This is a genomic window from Paraburkholderia sp. BL6665CI2N2 (assembly GCF_004366535.1).
GTDB lineage: Bacteria > Pseudomonadota > Gammaproteobacteria > Burkholderiales > Burkholderiaceae > Paraburkholderia.
This window is the reverse complement of sequence record NZ_SORC01000001.1, coordinates 597,741-614,032: the sequence shown is the minus strand read 5'-3', so window position 1 is coordinate 614,032 and position 16,292 is coordinate 597,741. Positions and strand designations below refer to the sequence as shown.

Sequence of the window (16,292 nt, the reverse complement as noted above, 5' to 3'; positions counted from 1 at the left end):
CGCGGGTAGCTTCTACTGCCGCTCCGTGTCTATCCTTCTCGTATGATGCTGACTCCCGGCCTCTGCGTCCCGAACGACCTTCGCTTTAACGACAATGACACCAGACCGGTTCGAACCGCCGCCCGCGAGCCGCCTTGCCGCCAGCCGGCAGGACGAGGCGTTGTTCCCCGCCGTGCCGGAACAGAACTTCCATGTGCGGCGCATTACGCTGATCGCGCTGTTGATCGTGGCGATCGTCCTGCCGTGCGTGTATGTCGCGGCCATGGCTATTAGCGATTTGCGCACGCGCGATGCCGACGCCACCGACATGACGCTGCGCACCGTGCGGATCGCCGAAGAACACGCGCTGAAAGTGTTCGACATGAACGAGACGCTCGATGCGCGCATCGTCGATCTGACCGAGGGGCTCGACGACGACGGCATTCGGGCCCGCGAAGCCGCCATTCACGAGAAGCTGCGCGTCATGGGCGGCGGCTATCCGCAAGTGGCGGCCGTGTCGATCTTCGGGCGCGACGGCGCCTTGCTCGCCAGCAGCCGCTATCTGCCTTCGCCGGCCATCTCGGTTGGCGAGCGTGAGGATTTCGTCGGCATTCGCGACGGCAAGGACCTCGAGCACGTGTCGAAGGTCATGACGGGGCACGTGGCCGGCGAACAGGTGTTCAACATGGGCGTCGAGCGGCCCGGCGCCGACGGCTCGTTCGGCGGCGTGGTCTCGGTCGCGCTGCGGCCGAGCTATTTCGACGCGTTCTACCGCGAACTGCTCGGCGGCACCGGCAGCAGCAACGGCACGCCGATGACCATGAGCCTCGTGCGCGCGGACGGTTCGATCCTCGCGCACTATCCGCGCACGCCGCGCGAGCCGACCGCCATGGCGCCGCACACGCCCTTCGCCGAAGCCCTCGCGCAGGGGCGACGGGCCGGCGTAGTGCGCATGCATTCGAATGTCGACGGCGAAGATCTGATCCTCGCGTTCCGCCACGTCGGTTCGTATCCGGTGTACGTGGTGTGCGGCTATCGCGCCTCGGCGATCTGGGCTGCGTGGTACCGGCACCTCGGCGTGCTGATCCTGTCGATGTTCTCGCCGTCCATCGCGTTGTGGTGCGTAATCTGGCTGTCGCTGCGCCGCCTCGGCGCCGAGCAGGAAGCGTGGGAACGCTGGCAGGCCGAAGCGTCCATGCGCCGTTCGATCGAATCGGCGTATCGTCAGTCGCGCAAGATGGAAGCGCTGGGCACGCTGGTCGGCAGCGTTGCGCACGACTTCAACAATCTGCTGATGATCCTCTCGGCCAATGTGCAGATCGCGCGGCGGCGCGGCGTAACGGGTCTGGACCGCGAATTGTCGGCAATGGAGCGGGCGCTCAAGAGCGGTCAGTCGCTTACGCGGCAATTGCTCGGCGTGGCGCGCAAGCAGCCTCTACGCAACGAGACGCTGTCGCTCGAACGCTGGCTGCCGGCGTGCCGCGATCTGCTGCGCGCCTCGCTCGGCGCGAAGGTGTCGCTGGTGATCGATATCGGCGTCGAGATCTGGCCGATGCGCGTCGACGTCGCCGAACTGGAGCTTGCGCTCATCAACGTTGCGGTGAACGCGCGCGACGCCATGCCCAACGGTGGGCGCTTCACCGTGCGCGCGACCAATATCCATTTCCGGCACGAAGACGGCTTTCCGCTGACGGGCGACTTCGTGCAACTGTCGCTCGAAGATACCGGCGCGGGCATGGCGCCCGAAGTGCTCGCCCGCGCCTTCGAACCGCTGTTCACGACCAAGCCGAAAGGCATGGGCACGGGCCTCGGCTTGCCGCAGGTTTTCGCGTTCTGCGAGCGCTCCGGCGGCCTTGCCGCGATCGACAGCGCAGTCGGCGCGGGCACGTCCGTGCGTCTCTATCTGCCGCGCGCCACGGCCGAGCCGGAGGTCGACGGACCGCCGGACTCCGGCGCCGAGGAGAGCGGCGCGCCGCCGGGCTTGCGCATTCTGCTTGTCGAGGACAACGAGGAAGTGGCCGCCGGCACCGAAGCCCTGCTGCAGATGATGGGCCATCAGGTCACGTGCGTGTTCAACGCCGACGCCGCGCTGCGCCTGTTCGACGACGCCCACGCGCGGCGAGCGCGCACCGGCGAACCGCTGCCGTTCGATCTGGTGCTGTCCGACATCCATATGCCCGGCACCCTGAACGGCATCGATCTGGCCGAGGCGGTGCTCGCATTCGACACCAAACTGCCGGTCATTCTGGTGACCGGCTACGCCGAAGAACTCGACCGGGCGCGCCATGTCGATTTGCGGGTGCTTTCCAAGCCTTTCGATATCGGTTTGCTGGAAGAACTCCTGCAAACGATCCAGCGCGATCTGGCGCAAACGGGCGCCGACCCGGCGGCGCATCCGGCGGAGTAAGGCCGGCGCTGCGAGCGCGGGACGAAGTCTTACATTTACCGGTGCTTGTAAAAGCGCGGCGCGCTTACGCCGCGCTTTCTTTGCCGACGCCGCGCACGAGTAGGCGCCAGCGGGCGCGCAGGCCCGCCGCACGGGCCCGGCATGATCGTTGCGGCGAAACAGGCAAGGAGGGCGGCGCCTGAATGCGTCGTTCGTTGTGTCTAAATACGTCGGGAGACAGCCATGCGACACACCGTGATTGGTTTATTCGACACCTACGCGCAAGCGGAAGCCGCGCGCGACTCGCTCGTCCAGACAGGTTTCGGCCGCGAAACGATCGAATTGCAGGCGAATCCGGAACCGTCGGTCGGCTCCGCCACTGACGAAGCTGCCGGTTCGGGCGTGCTGGCGAATATCGAGCGCTTCCTGTCGAGCCTGTTTGCAAGCGGTCCACGCTCAACGGAAACGGCACGCTACACCGAAGCCGTCCGCCGCGGCGCCGTGCTGGTGTGCGTCAACGCGGTGAGCGAAGCTCACGCGGACCTCGCTCGCGATACTTTGACGAGACTCGGCGCGACCGACATCGGCGAGCGCGCACCCGATTGGGACGCGCCGGTCGACGAAACCGGACGCGAGCATTCTGTCCTTGATGAACTCGGCATCGGCGCGGCGACGCCGGGCACGCCGCGTACATCGAGCGTCCCGAAGCAGGCCGCGACCGCAGCCGCCGCGGACGCGGCGGCGACAGGACGGCCCGCCACGATGGCCGACCCGCGATACGCAGTGCCGCCCGGAAGCACGGACGCCGAGCCGTTCGTGCCGCCGCCGCTTAGCGAACGGCCTGTGACGGATCCAATCAACGAACCGGTGACGGATCCGCTGGTCGGCGACGCGGGCCGTAGCGCGATCGCCGCCGGGTCGATGCCGGGTTCAGGGGCGGTCATGCAGCCGTCCGAAGTCGTTTCCGAAGCGGGACAGCCGCACGCCGGCTTAGGCGCGCAGATGCCGAACGAGTATCTCGAGTACGAGGAAGATTTCCGCGCGCACTACGACGAACAGTACGCCGCCGAAAACGCGCGTTACGAAGACTATGTACCGGCGTACCGCTATGGCGCGGAGATCGGCAAGGACATGCGCTATCGCGACCAGCCGTGGGACGACGTCGAGCCGGAAGCACGACGCCATTGGGAAAGTACGTCGCCGGATAGCACCTGGGAACGCTTCAAGCTAGCGGTGCGTCACGGCTGGGAGCGGGTGACGGGGCATCATCACGTCTAAGCATGAAAGCGATCGCGGCGGCAGGCCGTGCGGTTACGGTATGCCGCCGCCTTCAGTCTTGCGATCAGCTCGCTTCTCTCTCGCAACGTTGCCGCCCGGGCGCTTTTAAGCGCCGCCCCGATGTTTGACCCACGCAACGTAGCGATCCATGAAAGTCTGCAGAAACTTGCGCGTACCGTCGTTCACGATCTCGCCTTTTTCGTTGATAACCGCGGGATCGTGCTTGATGAACACCTCGGGTTGCCCGAGCACCGCGACATCCAGATATGCCAGCACGTTGCGCAGATGTTGTTGCGCCAACGCCGTGCCGGTCGCGCCGACCGACGTGCCGATCACCGCGCCGGGTTTGCCGCCCCAAGAATTGGTGCCCCACGGGCGGGAACCCCAATCCAGCGCATTTTTCAGCACGCCGGGCATGGAACGGTTGTATTCGGGGGTGACGAACAGAAGGCCGTCGGCAGCTTCAATGTGCTGCTTTAGATGCTTGCCCGCTTCCGGGTAGTCGGCGTCGTAGTCCTGACTGTAGAGCGGCAATGAACCGATATCGATGAATTCGAAGCTGAAGTCGGGCGGCGCCAGTGAAATCACGGCTTGCGCCAACTGCCGGTTGAACGACTCCCGCCGCAAGCTGCCGACGACGACTGCAATGTGATAGGCCATGATCCGCTTCCTTGTGTAAGGCGCTCGACGCGCAAAAGGGTACGAACTGTCCATCATAGGCAAAAGCCAGGCGGGCGGGGCGGCGGCACCAAAATAGCAGCGGCAAGACTTTTGGGGCACGTACGACGGGAGGTACGTTGTGGATAACTTTCTATCGCACAAAGTTATCCACAGATTCTCTGAATAACTTTGTGGATAACTGGTACTTTTGCCTTGTCAATCAAGCATGCTTTCGGCCTAAGACGTTTTGAGGCAAAAGGGTGTCTGCTACCGCCCCGTTTCGACAGAAATCGATGCGTCAGGCATAAATGACCGGTCGCGTGCGCCGCGTCACCGCGTTAAATTGCTGGAGGATAAAGTCATGACTTCGAGTTACGCAGGTAAATCCCACGATGAAGCAGTCGCCGCTCGCAAGAAGGAAAAGCAGCGGGCACAGGAACAGGCGGGGGGCGAGATGGCCGTCGACGGCACAGCGGCGGACGCCACGCATAGCAGCGGCGAGTTGTCCGAACGTGGCAAAGACGTGTGGCGTCGCGGCAGCGGCATGGATGGCGGCGGGAAGATTTAGTCGCCGGCAGCGCGGCGGGCCAGGCGCATTTCGCCGTTAGGCTGCCCTTGCGTTTGGTGGCTTGCGGCGATGAAGTGGCGACTTGCCCGGCCGCTCAGGTTGAGGCGTTGCGTCTTGCCGTCCTACCGCGGTTGCGTCACGAGATTGCCTCGTCCCGCTTACAGTAGGTCATTCCGGCACGGCAATGTCGCCATCTACCAACTGCCAGCCATAGGCTTCGGCGAACGACTGCGCCGCTGCGGCGTCTTCGAAAAAGGGCATGTCGGCGTGCCCCCGGAACGGGTAGATGACCCGTTCGTCGCTCAAGCGAATCACTTTCAGCGTCGGCAAGGTGCCGCTCGAAGTACGGCGCGAGGACGCCATCACCTGATAGTTCGCGCGCCCCGTGAGGGCGGGAAGATTCGCGCTCTGCGAGCGCCTGGTAGCTTGACTAGCCATTGGCGCGCGCATCAGAGTCCGGCGATCGACTGGCCGGCAACCATGCCGTCGATGACCTGCTCTGCGTAGCTGGTTGAAGCAATGCGCGCGTCGCCAGCCGCGCCGAACGGCGAACGACTCGGCACGCGAAACACGCGGCTGCTGGTCATTGTGTCGTCGGTGCCGCGCCGGCAGATTCGCACGGCGGCATCGAAGCCCGAATCGTAGTGGCGGATGCCGTCGAGACCGCTTGGCTGGTGCGGATAGACCAACGGATAGATCTCGAGACCTCGATAACTTCTGATTGTATTGCCCATGATGCTCGTCTCCGGTGAACGCTTTCGTGGAACGTGGCTTGGTTGCCGGGCGCATGCCCGACAAACGCGGCGTACCAGCGAAACCTGGTGTTGATCGACGATGCGCGTAAAGAACGGCCGATTCAATAGGCCAGGTTGACGACACCGCGAAGCTGCTTTGGAGGAAGGGACCCTGTTCGGTTCAGGGCGCTGTGATGCGAGGCGTTTGCGTCTGAGACTGCGCGTAGGCGCAGGAGAACTGCAAGCTGTTGACCCACTGTAACACGTTAGTAGGGTGACCATTGAATGCATTTGCGTGCCGGGCGCGAGTGTTGCTTCGGAGTGCCGGGTATTGTTTTCCGCTCGTGAGATGTGCCGCGTCCCTGGACCCTGTCTTTCTGGATTTCTTCAGCTGATGGCAGTTGCCGGATTGGTTGGGGCGCTTGCCTCACCGGGCGGGATACTTAGGCTAGCATCGAGTCGTGGCCTGGTTTTTCTGGCTCAAAAGCGAAAGGGCGCCATTGGCGCCCTTCTTCTTGACTTCGGAAGCTTCCTCGTCAACGGGTCCGCGCCCGCCAGCGATCAGTTGCCGAAGAACACGTTGCAGTACGAGGCCGGGCCGTTGCATTGCGACGGAGCGGCAGCGTGAGCAGCGCCGGAAGCGGCGGCAAACAGGGCGACGGATGCGATCAGGGCGGAAAGAATGCGTTTCATGGTGCTGCTCCTCAGCGTTTGGTTCGCGATCTGGGGCGATCGATGGACTGAAGAATATCGACTGATCGGCGGCTGAAAAACAGCGAAGACAATAAGACTTTATTTCAATTCATGAAATAATCGGGTCGGCTGACTTGTGCAAGTTTGAGCCTCTATCGGCAGCGGGCATTCCTTGTGCAGCCGTGCGCCGCTGGCACTGCCAGTGGTGCGATTTCAATTTTCGCAATAATCTATTGTTGCTGTCATAACGGTGCGCGTGGTGCGACTAACTGAGTCTGGTCATCGCTCAAGGTCGGGCTTATGTTCAATACCGATTCGATTGCGCACGCGCTCACGGGAGAATGGCGCACACGCTCAGCCACAGTGCGAGGACAACCACCCGCTTATGTATCGCTACCATCAAACAAAAAACACGCGCGAGAAAGCGTTGCGCCGACGAGGTCGTCCATGGCGCAAGTAGGCGCGCCGGCGCTCGACGATCCCGTTTATCTGACGCAACTGCGACGCGACCTGGTGCGCTTCGCCCGTTTGCAACTGCGCGATGCCGCCGCGGCGGAAGACGCCGTCCAGGAAGCGCTCGCCGCGGCATGGACGCAAGCCGATCGATTCGCCGCGCAATCGGAACACAAGACCTGGGTGTTCGGCATCCTGCGGCACAAACTCGTCGACACCCTGCGCGCCCGGCGACGCACGATCAACCTGTCGGCGCTCGAGTCCGAGCTCGACGGTGAAGGCTTGCTCGATCGCGATCTGTTCAAAGACAACGGGCATTGGTCGCGCGAAAGCAAGCCGCGCCCGTGGCCGACCCCTGAAACCGTGCTGCGTCAGCAACAGTTCTGGACCTTGTTCGAGATGTGTCTGGAACGTTTGCCTGAGCACATCGGACGCGTGTTCATGATGCGTGAATTCCTCGATCTCGAGACCGAGGCGATTTGCGCTGAATTGCAGATGACCGCCAATCATTGCAGCGTGCTGATCTACCGCGCGCGGCTGCGCTTGCGCACTTGCCTGAGCGAAAAGGGCCTATCCAGCGAGGACGCAAATGGGGAAATGTAAGCACATCACGCGCTTGTTGTCCGACGCGCTCGACCGCTCCTTGACGACCGGCGAGTGGGTCGCGATCCGTCTGCATCTGCCGACCTGCAGCGGCTGCCGCAACTATCGAAAGCAGATCCGTCTGCTGCGCGTGGCGGCGCATACGGTCAGCGGAATCGCGGCGCCGGGTGCGGTGAATAACGACGATTGACGCGCACGGCGAGTACAGCACGCGAGATGCGTCGTGCTTTGGTGTCACGGCGCGTGTGAGCGCGCCATCTGAGCTAGCGCTCGCCGGGCGGCGTGTCCCGATAACGCTCGAAGAAACGCGCGTGCGACGCTTCATCGATCGAAACGGGATGCGGGGTGGTACCGGCCGGATGTTTCTCAAGCTGCGCGCGCGTGCGAACCGGTCGATGCTGGAAATTGCCGCCGCAATTCGGACAGACATTGCGCAGCGTAGTGAGCGCACACATTTCGCAGAAGGTGCACTCGTACGTGCAGATCATGGCATCGGACGCGTTCGGCGGCAGTGACTTGCCGCATCCTTCGCAGGACGGTCTCAGTTCTAGCATGGTGGCTCCGCGTTTTCAGGGAAGCGCGCTGCGGGACCGCAGTTCGCTTGCCGGGCAGTGTAAGCGGCGCCGGCCGCCCGGAATGGACAGCCGCGCATCAATTCCTGCCAACGCCGCGAGAGCCTCGAGCGGCGTCAAGTCAGCACCGTCCACAACACGAGCGTGAGTGCGAGGCCGACAACGGACACGATCGTTTGCAACACCGACCAGACCAGCAAGGTCTGTTTCAATTGCAGGCCGAAATACTCGCGGACCATCCAGAAGCCCGCATCGTTCACGTGGCAGAAGAACACCGAACCCGCGCCGATGGCGAGTGCCATCAGCGAATTGTGCGTCGTGCTCAGACCGGCGACGACCGGCGCGACGATGCCGGCGGTTGTCGTCGTGGCGACCGTTGCCGAGCCCGTCGCCTGGCGCAGCGCGACGGCGATCAGCCACGCCAGCAGAATCAGCGGCATGTGCGCGCCGACCGCGATCTTGCCGATGGTCGAACTGATGCCGGCCACCACGAGCGCCTGCTTAAGACCGCCGCCGGCGCCGATGGTCAGCAGCAGCGCGGCGATCGGCGGCAGGCTCTTGCGCAGAATCCCGCCGACGCGCTCGCGCGCCATGCCCCGCGACCATCCCAATGCGACCACGGCGAACAGCACGGTGAGGCCGAGCGCGATCAGCGGCTCACCGAGAAAATTTAGCGTGTTGAAAAGGAACGTTTCGGGCTGGAGCAGCAGCTTGGCAACCGTGCGCCCTAGCATCAACACGACGGGCAACAGGATCGTGATGAGCGAGATCGCGAAACTCGGCGGCTCGCCGGTGTCTTGTTTGGCGCTGAAGAGTTTGCCCATTTCCTCCGGCTCGACGACGTGCATCCGTTTGGACAACCAGATGCCATACAGCGGGCCCGCGAGAATCACGGCGGGAATCGCAACGATCAGACCAAGCCCGAGCGTCAGGCCGAGATCGGCGTGCAGCGCGCTCACCGCGATCAGCGGACCAGGATGCGGCGGCAGGAGCGCATGAAGCGTGGTCATGCCGGCCAGCGCCGGAATCGCGATGCGCAGGATCGGCTGCTGCGAACGGCGCGCCATCACGAAGATGATCGGCACCATCATCACGAGGCCGACTTCGAAGAAGAGCGGCAAGCCGATGATCAGCGCGACGACGGCCATCATCCAAGGCAGCGTGCGTGGCGTGGAGTGTTTGAGAATGGTCGAGACGAGCCGGTCGGCCGCGCCGGATTCAGCCATGAGCGCACCGAGCATGGCGCCGAGCGCAATGATGATGCCGACGTCACCGAGCAACGCACCGGCGCCTTTACTGAATGCACTGGCGACGGCCTCCAGCGGCAGGCCGGCTGCAAAACCCGCGGCGAACGTGCCGACCAGAATCGACAGGAATGGCGCGAGTTTCAACACACTGATGAAAACGATGATCAGTGCGAGTCCGAGCACGCACGACAGAATGAGTTGGGTGTCGTGGGATGACCACGGGGCGAGTGTTGTCGTCAGATGCACGGTGTTCCTTTTTGTCGAATGACGCAGCCGCGGCCGGGCGCGGACGACGAATTGTAGCGGCCGCTTCAGAATCGACGCAGTTAGGCAGACAAAACATGGTCCGCCCAGCTTCCTTTTATTCGCGTGAATTGCTTATGCGAATTTATCGGTTCGTCCAGGCTTGCATACGAACTATCGTCGGAGCCAATCGGTCCGTTTTGCGTCCGTCTTTTTCATAAGCCCTCTCATGTCACGTCATCCGCTGTTCACGCGCCGCGCGTTCATTGCCGGCGTGGGCGCAACGTTCGCCGCCGCCACGCTGCCCGTCATCTCCACGTCCGTTTTTGCCGCCGAAGCGCACGCACAGGAATTTCGCATCGGTTATCAGAAAGCCGCCAATACGCTCGTGTTGCTGAAGGCGCACGGCACGCTCGAAAAACGGCTTGCGCCGCTCGGCATTACCGTCAAATGGACTGAGTTTCCTGCGGGACCACAGTTGCTGGAAGGACTGAATGTCGGCGCCATCGACTTCGGCTATGTCGGCGAGGCGCCGCCCGTGTTCGCGCAGGCCGCCGGCGCGAATTTCGTCTACGTCGCCTATGAGGTCCCAACGCCGCATGCCGAAGGCATCCTCGTCCATCAGGATGCGTCGATCAAAACGCTGGCCGATCTGAAGGGCAAGAAAATCGCCTTCAACAAAGGTTCGGATGTTCACTGGTTTCTGGTCGCCGCGTTGCAGAAAGCCGGCGTGAAATACAGCGAGATTCAACCAGTCTATCTGGCGCCGGCGGATGCGCGCGCCGCCTTCGAACGCGGGGCGATCGATGCATGGGCGATCTGGGATCCGTTTCTCGAAGCGGCGAAGCGTCAGTCGAACGCGCGCCTTCTGACGGACGCCGACGGCATTGTGAGCCATCACCAGTTCTTCCTGAGCGCGCGGTCGTTCGCGGAACGGAACGCCAATGTGCTCGCGATCACGATGGACGAAGTGGGCAAAGAAGGCGCGTGGGTGCGCGGGCATTACAGCGAGGCCGCCGCGCAGCTCGCGCCGATTCAGGGGCTCGACGCGGGCGTGATCGAAGCGGGTTTGCGGCACTACGCGCACGTGTACAAACCCGTCGATGCGAACGTGCTTGCGGAACAGCAACGTATCGCCGATACCTTCAGCGAGTTGCGCATCATTCCCACGAAGATCGTGACCAGGGATGCGGCGTTGCCGGGTAGCAAAGTGTAGTTTGCTGGCTTGGCACTCTGCTTCAATTTGAGCGCTTTGTTAGGTCATTCAGGCGAATAACGCGGCAACGTTTTCCGGTGGGCGGGCGATTACGGCTTGCCCGTTTCGCACGACGATCGGCCGTTGCAGAAGGATCGGATGTTTTGCCAAAGCTTCGTATAACTGAGTGTCGGTCAATGCTGTGTTGGAAAGCTGAAGTTCCTTGTATTCGGGTTCGCTATCGCGAAGCATTTCACGGACGGTGCAGCCTAGTTGAACGTTGAGTTGCTTGAGTTGGTCGGCTGTGAGTGGATGCTTCAGATATTCGACGATTTCTGTGGCTTCGTTTGCACTGTTGTAGGTGGTGGCGATTAGCTCGCAGGTGGCGCGCGATTTCGAGCAACGGGGGTTGTGGTAGATCGTGATCATGGGTTTGCGGGGTGGTTTGGAGGCGAGTGTGCGCGGCGGCAGTCGGGTGGGATTTTAGCGGGTGCGGAGTTGGCTGGTTGATGCGTTGCGGTGGAGGTTTTGTATTTGCCGGTTGCACGGTGCACGTTGCGCGGACGACGCGGATTCGGGCGCGGGACGATTGCCTAATCGCATGACGAGTTTGGTGTCCACGCTGGGCTGAGTCTTCGCGTGGATGAGGCGCTTTTTCTATTTGCTTCGTTATTGAATTTATTGTTCGGCTGCGAATGGTGCTGGGCACGGCGGGCCACGCTGGGTCTTTCTCAATCACCGGAGAGTGAACGCAACCTGGGCAGGTTCCGACAACGTGTGGCGCGAAGGCACAGATCCGTGAATAGCCTGCGGGGGTGATTGATCGATCAATACGTTGGCATGCGGCGGCTGCGTGCGGAACCGCTGGCTGGCTCTCACCCTTCCGTTTCGCAGTTTATGCGCATAAACCGTGCGACCGGCATTCTGCGATTGCCTGTGTCTCAAGCGTCGCGCTCTCCCGTCGGGGGCACGCCCGCCTACGAACTTCGCCAGAGCTCATGGACGTGTCTGGCGCCAGTTCTCCGGCACTTCAGCTTGGCTCGGCTCGACGCTTGGTGGCCGTTTCAGTGCTCTGAGTTACCACGCCGGCACGCGCTTGGGCGAACAGATCGCCAAAGCAGGGCCTGCTGCGACGACTTTATGCGCATAAATCTTGAGGCCAATTCCGCTGGCCTGTCATGCGTTGACCGCTGACGCATGTCACATAACCAGCCACCTCCGACTTCAGACACTGCGATCCGGACACTGTCCATGGGCAAGCGGTTTGGCGCCGCGTCTACCAAACCGCTTGAGTCCGCTGAACGTTTGAGCGGCTGTCAATCCGCAGCCAATCGTGATCACTGAAGCGCGCAACAAGCGCGGACCGGACGGCCTCAACATCGCCCTTAGCGGCCGTTGACCACCCTCAGCAGCGGCAGAGCGCCGCGACTCCCTTCTTTATGCGCATAAACCTATCCCGAATGGCTAATCCTTCTCGCGTTTACACAAAAACGATTGATATACAAATTCATCCAGGTAAAATCCATCTGCGTCTAAAAAGAGGAGGTGAAGATTGGCAGCGGAAATCATCGCGGTAACACAGCAAAAGGGCGGGGTCGGGAAGAGCACAATCGCGATGCACCTCGGCGCTGCGTTTCATGAGAAAGGCAAACGCGTCCTCGTCGTAGACGCAGACGGTCAGAACACGCTGATCCACTGGGCCAGTGCATCATCCGACGGCGACACCGGTATCCCGTTTCCCGTCGTCAACCTGTCCGAAGCAGGCAGCCAGATTCATCGCGAGATCAAGAAGTTCGTGTCTGACTACGACATCATCGTCGTCGACTGCCCGCCTTCTATCACCGAGAAAGTCTCCGGCGTCGTCCTACTCGCCGCAAGCGTCGCGGTGATTCCGACCTCGTCGTCCCCCGCCGACTACTGGTCAAGTATCGGGTTGGTGAAACTCGTCCAGCAGGCTCAGGTCATGAACGAAGACCTGCGTGCGGTCTTCCTCCTCAACAAGACCGAAGAAAAACGGATGCTGACGCGCGAACTGAAGCGCGCGTTGGAGGAGCTCGGATTCCCGTTGCTCAAGACACAGATCCCCACACGTGAGGCCTACAAGCAGGCCATGGCGTTAGGGCAAACAGTGCTTCAGATGAATGATCGCGGCGCCAAACTGGCTGCCATCGAAGTACGGGCGTGCGCGAATGAGATCGCCGCCTTGCTCCCGTGAAATTTATGCGCATAAAGGACCCTGAATGAAACCCTCCCAATTCGCCAAAGGCTTTCAAGCACGTCCTGATTCAACCAGCAGCGAAAAGCGAACCGCCCTCGATCGACTGAACGCTATCGACGGCCTAGTCAAGAATGATCCGAAGAGTAGCGACGCGGTGAGACGCACCATCGCGCCAGTCATGCCGTCGCAGAGCGTTGCCGAAGTCGACGCCGCTGACGCCGCCAATGAATCGGCGGCCTATCGCACGTGGCGCAACGAGCACGGCTACCGACCGGGCCAGGTGATCGATCTGCCGCTTAAGGCGATCAAGCCGAGCCCGTTCAATCCGCGGCACTTCTATCTGAAGTCTTCGATTGCCGAACTCGCTGTCAATCTGGCGAAGCAGGGCCAGCAGCAGGCGATTCATGTCATCCCGGATTACGACAATCCCGGCACCTACTACGTCAGCGATGGCGGGCGGCGGGTACGGGCGCTGAAAGAAGCGAACAAGGAAACGGTGAAGGCGATCGTCATCGATCTGCCGATCGGTATCCAGAGCTACAAGCTTGGCTACGATCTCAACGTCCAGCGCGATTCGCAGACGGTGTTCGACAACGCGGTTGTATGGAAACGCTTTCTCGACGATCGGCATTTCCAGAGTCAGAAGGAGCTTGCCGAACACCTCGGGCTAGATGAGTCGACGGTTGCGGTCGCCTTGTCGATCGCCAAACTGCCTGAGGTCGTCATGCACGAGATGGTCGCGCGACCGGACCGCTTTGGCTCGAACATGGCGTATCAGGTGGGTCGTTATCACACCGCCCGCGGCGCCGACGCAACACTACGCCTGATCAACAAAATCCTCTCGGACGATCTGAGTACGCGGCAAGTCGCGGACATCGTCAAGGGAAGAGCGACCACCCAGGAAAGCACCAAACCCGCAGGCCGTCAACGCTACGCTCAGCGTCTGGAAATCAAGCTCGACGGCGTGTCTGTCGGCGATCTCAAATCGTATGGGGATGATCGAATCGAACTGCGCTTGAAGGGGCTCACGCGTGAAAAGCGCGACGACATCCTTCGCCAGATTGAAAAGATGCTGAAGTAGGAAAGACCGGTAGAGCGATGGGGCCGGCAGCCGATAGCCGCGCCCCACTCAGTAATTACGCCGCGCGCGATTGGCTCAGCGTGAAGGCAAGCAGATCACCGTCGGTGGGCTCGCCCCAGGTCTTGCGAGCCAGCCAATCGAAGAAAGCCGTTTCGACGATCTTCGAATCCAGCCCACGACGACGCCAGTCGTCGCGCATGTGCGTGCCGAGTCCCGGCAATTCATCTTCTTCAAACGACTGCCGCGCGATATCCCGCTCGGACTCACCTTGTTCGTCGTACAACTCGCGCGCTTCCTTGCGACGATACGCCGAATACTCACCTAGCAGGCGCGCCTTGAGGTCGTCGGCCGGCGCGGTAACCGCAGCCTTGCCGCCAGTACCCGACGGCAGCGCTTCGACCGGCGGCGCGTAACCTTTCTTCAACGCGTCCTTGAATAGTGCCGGCGCGCTGCGCACCGGCGGCAGCGACGTGCTGCGCATGCGTTGCTCGGTCATCTGGAGTGCGGCGCGAATGCGATTTTCTTCGCTGTCAGCGTAGAGCGTTTGCGCTTCTTTCAGCGGGATGCCGATCTTCACCATCCGGTCGACCAGCGTACTGTCGAATACGTTCGGATGTTCGTCGAGCGCGAGCATCGGCTGCTTGCGTTCGGTCACGCGGAACTGGATCTCGGCGACCCGCCGCCCTTCCCGGTGCTCGATCAGTTCGACAAAGATGTTGGTGACGGCGTTGACCTCGGCGATGGCCGGGCGCAAGTAATCACGCTTGAAGTACTTGTATTCGCGCTTCGCTTCATCGCCCGCTTCCGTGTCCGGCGTGCCGGAGAGGATAGGGCGCCACCATTCCCACGTCTCGCGCATTGTCAAATGGCTCGGATTCGTCAGATAGCGCACGCAAATCTCGTACAGCGCGAGGCCCGCGCTGCTGCGCAGCTGGCTTTGGAACTGGAGACTCAGGCGGGCGTACTGAACCGGATCGAGCAGCTTTTTCTTGATCTTCGGCGCAAACGAGAACTCCACCCAGACACGGCGGGTGGTCGGGTCTTCGAGAATTTCCGCGTCGGCAATCAGCGTGGAAATACCCCATTTCCGGCCCGGCTTCTGACTGGACGTGCCCGTGCTCCATTCAACCTGCACCGACACCATGCGCCGCAAGTGCTCCTTGACGAGCGCGGTGTCGTTGGAATCAAACGCGGAGTTCGCGACGATGTCGGATAGCAAGGCCCGATACGTGTCGCCGGATTCGTCCGCTTGCTGAGCCACGGCGAGGAGCACGTTGAACAGCTTACGGGTAAGGAGCGTGATTTTCCCGCTCTTGGGCTGAATCGCGATCGCCTCGACGGCTTTGCGCAACTCGGCCGAGCTCGGGCTGACTACGTCGGTCTTCTTCGCGCGCTTCGTGGCCATGCGTCGGGTCGAGGAGGGATTTGGCGAGAGCATACCGGCTGCGGTGATACGCGTCTATAGCGTGGATCTCACCGTTGCGGGTGAAGCGAGTTTACGAGGCGCGACTCACCTCGAGCAACTCCCGAAAACCCTCACCTCAGCCATTTGGCGCCAGGTTCGGGCCGTCCTTGCAGGTCGCGGGCCTGGCAATTTCAGAGCATTTCTGCTGCAAGTGCGAACGAGGGCCATTCAGTCCCGAATCTTCTCACCTCAAAAAAATCTGGTGAATTTTGACGGGTGTGCCGCTGCGGACTGGGTCCTCGTACGGCCGATCAAACTGAGAGACAAGTTTTGGGCATCATTTGACTGGAGGACAGCGGCCGGCCGGCGCGATTGCGAGACGCCTACGCGCGAACGGTCGAATCGATGCAGCGTTACGAGTACCGCCTCGCCGATACGTGCGACTCCGCGCCAAGGGCGTGCCGAACACAGCTACAAGCTTTGCCTGCGTTGGTGGGACCGACCCACACCACGGCTCCGACGTAAGCGCAACCGCAGCCCACGAGCGATCTCTCTGCAGGCGTCGCAAGCCTTCCAACCAAATGCCCAGCCTGTTTCGACTCCGCCTGAGTTTTGTGCCTCGATGCAACGACCACTTGCGCAACGGCCTCGGACGAACCTCAAGCACGGCCGTCTTGAGCCAATGGGTCGGTTTAGCCCGCTCATAACCCCCGAAAAACCTCACCTCAAGACTGGCGGAGCGCTCGGAACGACGCGGCCTCCAGACGTCTCGTGCTCCAAAAGCACTGAAAAACCGTCCCGAAAAACCTCACCATAGTGGCATCAGAGGGCCTCTCATCACCTCAGTTACATGCTCCCGAAAAACCTCACCTTTGTGAATCACTACAATAATACTTCATGTTTTCAATGACTTAGGATTTCCGCCCCACCACTATTGACCGCGCCGCTCCCGAAAAACCTCACCTCAAGACCCATTT

At 61.6% G+C, this 16,292-nt stretch carries 16 protein-coding genes; 8 read left to right on the top strand and 8 right to left on the bottom strand.

Going from position 1 to position 16,292, the window contains the following annotated elements:
• Positions 1-94 precede the first annotated feature (94 nt).
• Positions 95-2,386 (top strand): hybrid sensor histidine kinase/response regulator, encoded by a 2,292-nt coding sequence (locus B0G81_RS02635; RefSeq protein ID WP_134133386.1) that lies wholly within the window; start codon positions 95-97, stop codon positions 2,384-2,386.
• A gap of 222 nt (positions 2,387-2,608) precedes the next feature.
• On the top strand, positions 2,609-3,643 hold the full coding sequence (locus tag B0G81_RS02630; RefSeq protein ID WP_134133384.1) for a hypothetical protein: 1,035 nt from the start codon (positions 2,609-2,611) through the stop codon (positions 3,641-3,643).
• Between the two features lie 105 nt (positions 3,644-3,748).
• On the opposite strand, the gene B0G81_RS02625 is transcribed toward B0G81_RS02630, so the two are convergent.
• Positions 3,749-4,303 (bottom strand): NADPH-dependent FMN reductase, encoded by a 555-nt coding sequence (locus B0G81_RS02625; RefSeq protein ID WP_134133381.1) that lies wholly within the window; start codon positions 4,301-4,303, stop codon positions 3,749-3,751.
• 361 nt (positions 4,304-4,664) lie between these two features.
• On the opposite strand from B0G81_RS02625, the gene B0G81_RS02620 reads away from it, so the two are divergent.
• Positions 4,665-4,871 (top strand): hypothetical protein, encoded by a 207-nt coding sequence (locus B0G81_RS02620; RefSeq protein WP_106281493.1) that lies wholly within the window; start codon positions 4,665-4,667, stop codon positions 4,869-4,871.
• Between the two features lie 168 nt (positions 4,872-5,039).
• Here the strand turns inward: B0G81_RS02620 and B0G81_RS02615 are convergent, their stop codons facing one another.
• The 3 genes from B0G81_RS02615 to B0G81_RS45315 all read right to left on the bottom strand — a co-directional run bounded on the left by B0G81_RS02615 (position 5,040) and on the right by B0G81_RS45315 (position 6,298).
• Entirely contained in the window at positions 5,040-5,309 is a 270-nt protein-coding gene (locus tag B0G81_RS02615) for a DUF6723 family protein (RefSeq protein ID WP_241974842.1), read from the bottom strand.
• 11 nt (positions 5,310-5,320) lie between these two features.
• Positions 5,321-5,605 carry a hypothetical protein gene (locus tag B0G81_RS02610; RefSeq protein WP_106281496.1) on the bottom strand — a complete coding sequence of 95 codons (285 nt, stop codon included), beginning with the start codon at positions 5,603-5,605 and terminating at the stop codon, positions 5,321-5,323.
• A 561-nt stretch (positions 5,606-6,166) separates the two neighbouring features.
• Positions 6,167-6,298 (bottom strand): hypothetical protein, encoded by a 132-nt coding sequence (locus B0G81_RS45315; protein ID WP_013341997.1) that lies wholly within the window; start codon positions 6,296-6,298, stop codon positions 6,167-6,169.
• Between the two features lie 447 nt (positions 6,299-6,745).
• Between B0G81_RS45315 and B0G81_RS02605 the strand changes: the two genes are divergently transcribed.
• Positions 6,746-7,354: an RNA polymerase factor sigma-70 gene (locus B0G81_RS02605; RefSeq protein WP_106281498.1), complete on the top strand. Its 609-nt coding sequence runs from the start codon at positions 6,746-6,748 to the stop codon at positions 7,352-7,354.
• Positions 7,341-7,544, top strand: a complete 204-nt coding sequence (locus B0G81_RS02600; protein WP_106281500.1) for a zf-HC2 domain-containing protein — start codon at positions 7,341-7,343, stop codon at positions 7,542-7,544. The genes B0G81_RS02605 and B0G81_RS02600 overlap by 14 nt, the downstream gene beginning before the upstream one ends.
• 73 nt (positions 7,545-7,617) lie before the next feature.
• Here B0G81_RS02600 and B0G81_RS02595 read toward each other — a convergent pair whose 3' ends face one another.
• Together B0G81_RS02595 and B0G81_RS02590 are read right to left on the bottom strand one after the other, a co-directional pair.
• Positions 7,618-7,908, bottom strand: a complete 291-nt coding sequence (locus B0G81_RS02595) for a DUF1272 domain-containing protein (protein ID WP_106281502.1) — start codon at positions 7,906-7,908, stop codon at positions 7,618-7,620.
• Positions 7,909-8,042: 134 nt separating this feature from the next.
• Positions 8,043-9,419, bottom strand: coding sequence for a gluconate:H+ symporter (locus B0G81_RS02590; RefSeq protein WP_134133378.1), 1,377 nt, complete (start codon positions 9,417-9,419; stop codon positions 8,043-8,045).
• 226 nt (positions 9,420-9,645) lie between these two features.
• On the opposite strand from B0G81_RS02590, the gene B0G81_RS02585 reads away from it, so the two are divergent.
• The gene (locus B0G81_RS02585) at positions 9,646-10,632 is read left to right on the top strand and encodes a sulfonate ABC transporter substrate-binding protein (RefSeq protein WP_134133376.1); all 987 of its coding nucleotides are present in this window, start codon (positions 9,646-9,648) and stop codon (positions 10,630-10,632) included.
• 48 nt (positions 10,633-10,680) lie between these two features.
• On the opposite strand, the gene arsC is transcribed toward B0G81_RS02585, so the two are convergent.
• The gene (arsC, locus tag B0G81_RS02580; protein WP_134133374.1) at positions 10,681-11,040 is read right to left on the bottom strand and encodes an arsenate reductase (glutaredoxin); all 360 of its coding nucleotides are present in this window, start codon (positions 11,038-11,040) and stop codon (positions 10,681-10,683) included.
• Between the two features lie 1,123 nt (positions 11,041-12,163).
• Between arsC and parA the strand changes: the two genes are divergently transcribed.
• Both parA and B0G81_RS02570 read left to right on the top strand, forming a co-directional pair.
• Positions 12,164-12,826 (top strand): ParA family partition ATPase, encoded by a 663-nt coding sequence (parA, locus tag B0G81_RS02575; protein WP_012428795.1) that lies wholly within the window; start codon positions 12,164-12,166, stop codon positions 12,824-12,826.
• 25 nt (positions 12,827-12,851) lie between these two features.
• On the top strand, positions 12,852-13,910 hold the full coding sequence (locus B0G81_RS02570; protein ID WP_116122773.1) for a ParB/RepB/Spo0J family partition protein: 1,059 nt from the start codon (positions 12,852-12,854) through the stop codon (positions 13,908-13,910).
• 55 nt (positions 13,911-13,965) lie between these two features.
• On the opposite strand, the gene B0G81_RS02565 is transcribed toward B0G81_RS02570, so the two are convergent.
• Entirely contained in the window at positions 13,966-15,315 is a 1,350-nt protein-coding gene (locus B0G81_RS02565) for a replication initiation protein (protein ID WP_116122772.1), read from the bottom strand.
• Between the last annotated feature and the right edge of the window lie 977 nt (positions 15,316-16,292).

Excerpts from the sequence above, each read along its gene's own strand:
- B0G81_RS02635 (WP_134133386.1), top strand. The coding sequence starts at position 95 with ATGACACCAGACCGGTTCGAACCGCCGCCCGCGAGCCGCCTTGCCGCC.
- B0G81_RS02630 (WP_134133384.1), top strand. The coding sequence starts at position 2,609 with ATGCGACACACCGTGATTGGTTTATTCGACACCTACGCGCAAGCGGAA.
- B0G81_RS02625 (WP_134133381.1), bottom strand. The coding sequence starts at position 4,303 with ATGGCCTATCACATTGCAGTCGTCGTCGGCAGCTTGCGGCGGGAGTCG.
- B0G81_RS02620 (WP_106281493.1), top strand. The coding sequence starts at position 4,665 with ATGACTTCGAGTTACGCAGGTAAATCCCACGATGAAGCAGTCGCCGCT.
- B0G81_RS02615 (WP_241974842.1), bottom strand. The coding sequence starts at position 5,309 with ATGGCTAGTCAAGCTACCAGGCGCTCGCAGAGCGCGAATCTTCCCGCC.
- B0G81_RS02610 (WP_106281496.1), bottom strand. The coding sequence starts at position 5,605 with ATGGGCAATACAATCAGAAGTTATCGAGGTCTCGAGATCTATCCGTTG.
- B0G81_RS45315 (WP_013341997.1), bottom strand. The coding sequence starts at position 6,298 with ATGAAACGCATTCTTTCCGCCCTGATCGCATCCGTCGCCCTGTTTGCC.
- B0G81_RS02605 (WP_106281498.1), top strand. The coding sequence starts at position 6,746 with ATGGCGCAAGTAGGCGCGCCGGCGCTCGACGATCCCGTTTATCTGACG.
- B0G81_RS02600 (WP_106281500.1), top strand. The coding sequence starts at position 7,341 with ATGGGGAAATGTAAGCACATCACGCGCTTGTTGTCCGACGCGCTCGAC.
- B0G81_RS02595 (WP_106281502.1), bottom strand. The coding sequence starts at position 7,908 with ATGCTAGAACTGAGACCGTCCTGCGAAGGATGCGGCAAGTCACTGCCG.
- B0G81_RS02585 (WP_134133376.1), top strand. The coding sequence starts at position 9,646 with ATGTCACGTCATCCGCTGTTCACGCGCCGCGCGTTCATTGCCGGCGTG.
- arsC (WP_134133374.1), bottom strand. The coding sequence starts at position 11,040 with ATGATCACGATCTACCACAACCCCCGTTGCTCGAAATCGCGCGCCACC.
- B0G81_RS02570 (WP_116122773.1), top strand. The coding sequence starts at position 12,852 with ATGAAACCCTCCCAATTCGCCAAAGGCTTTCAAGCACGTCCTGATTCA.
- B0G81_RS02565 (WP_116122772.1), bottom strand. The coding sequence starts at position 15,315 with ATGGCCACGAAGCGCGCGAAGAAGACCGACGTAGTCAGCCCGAGCTCG.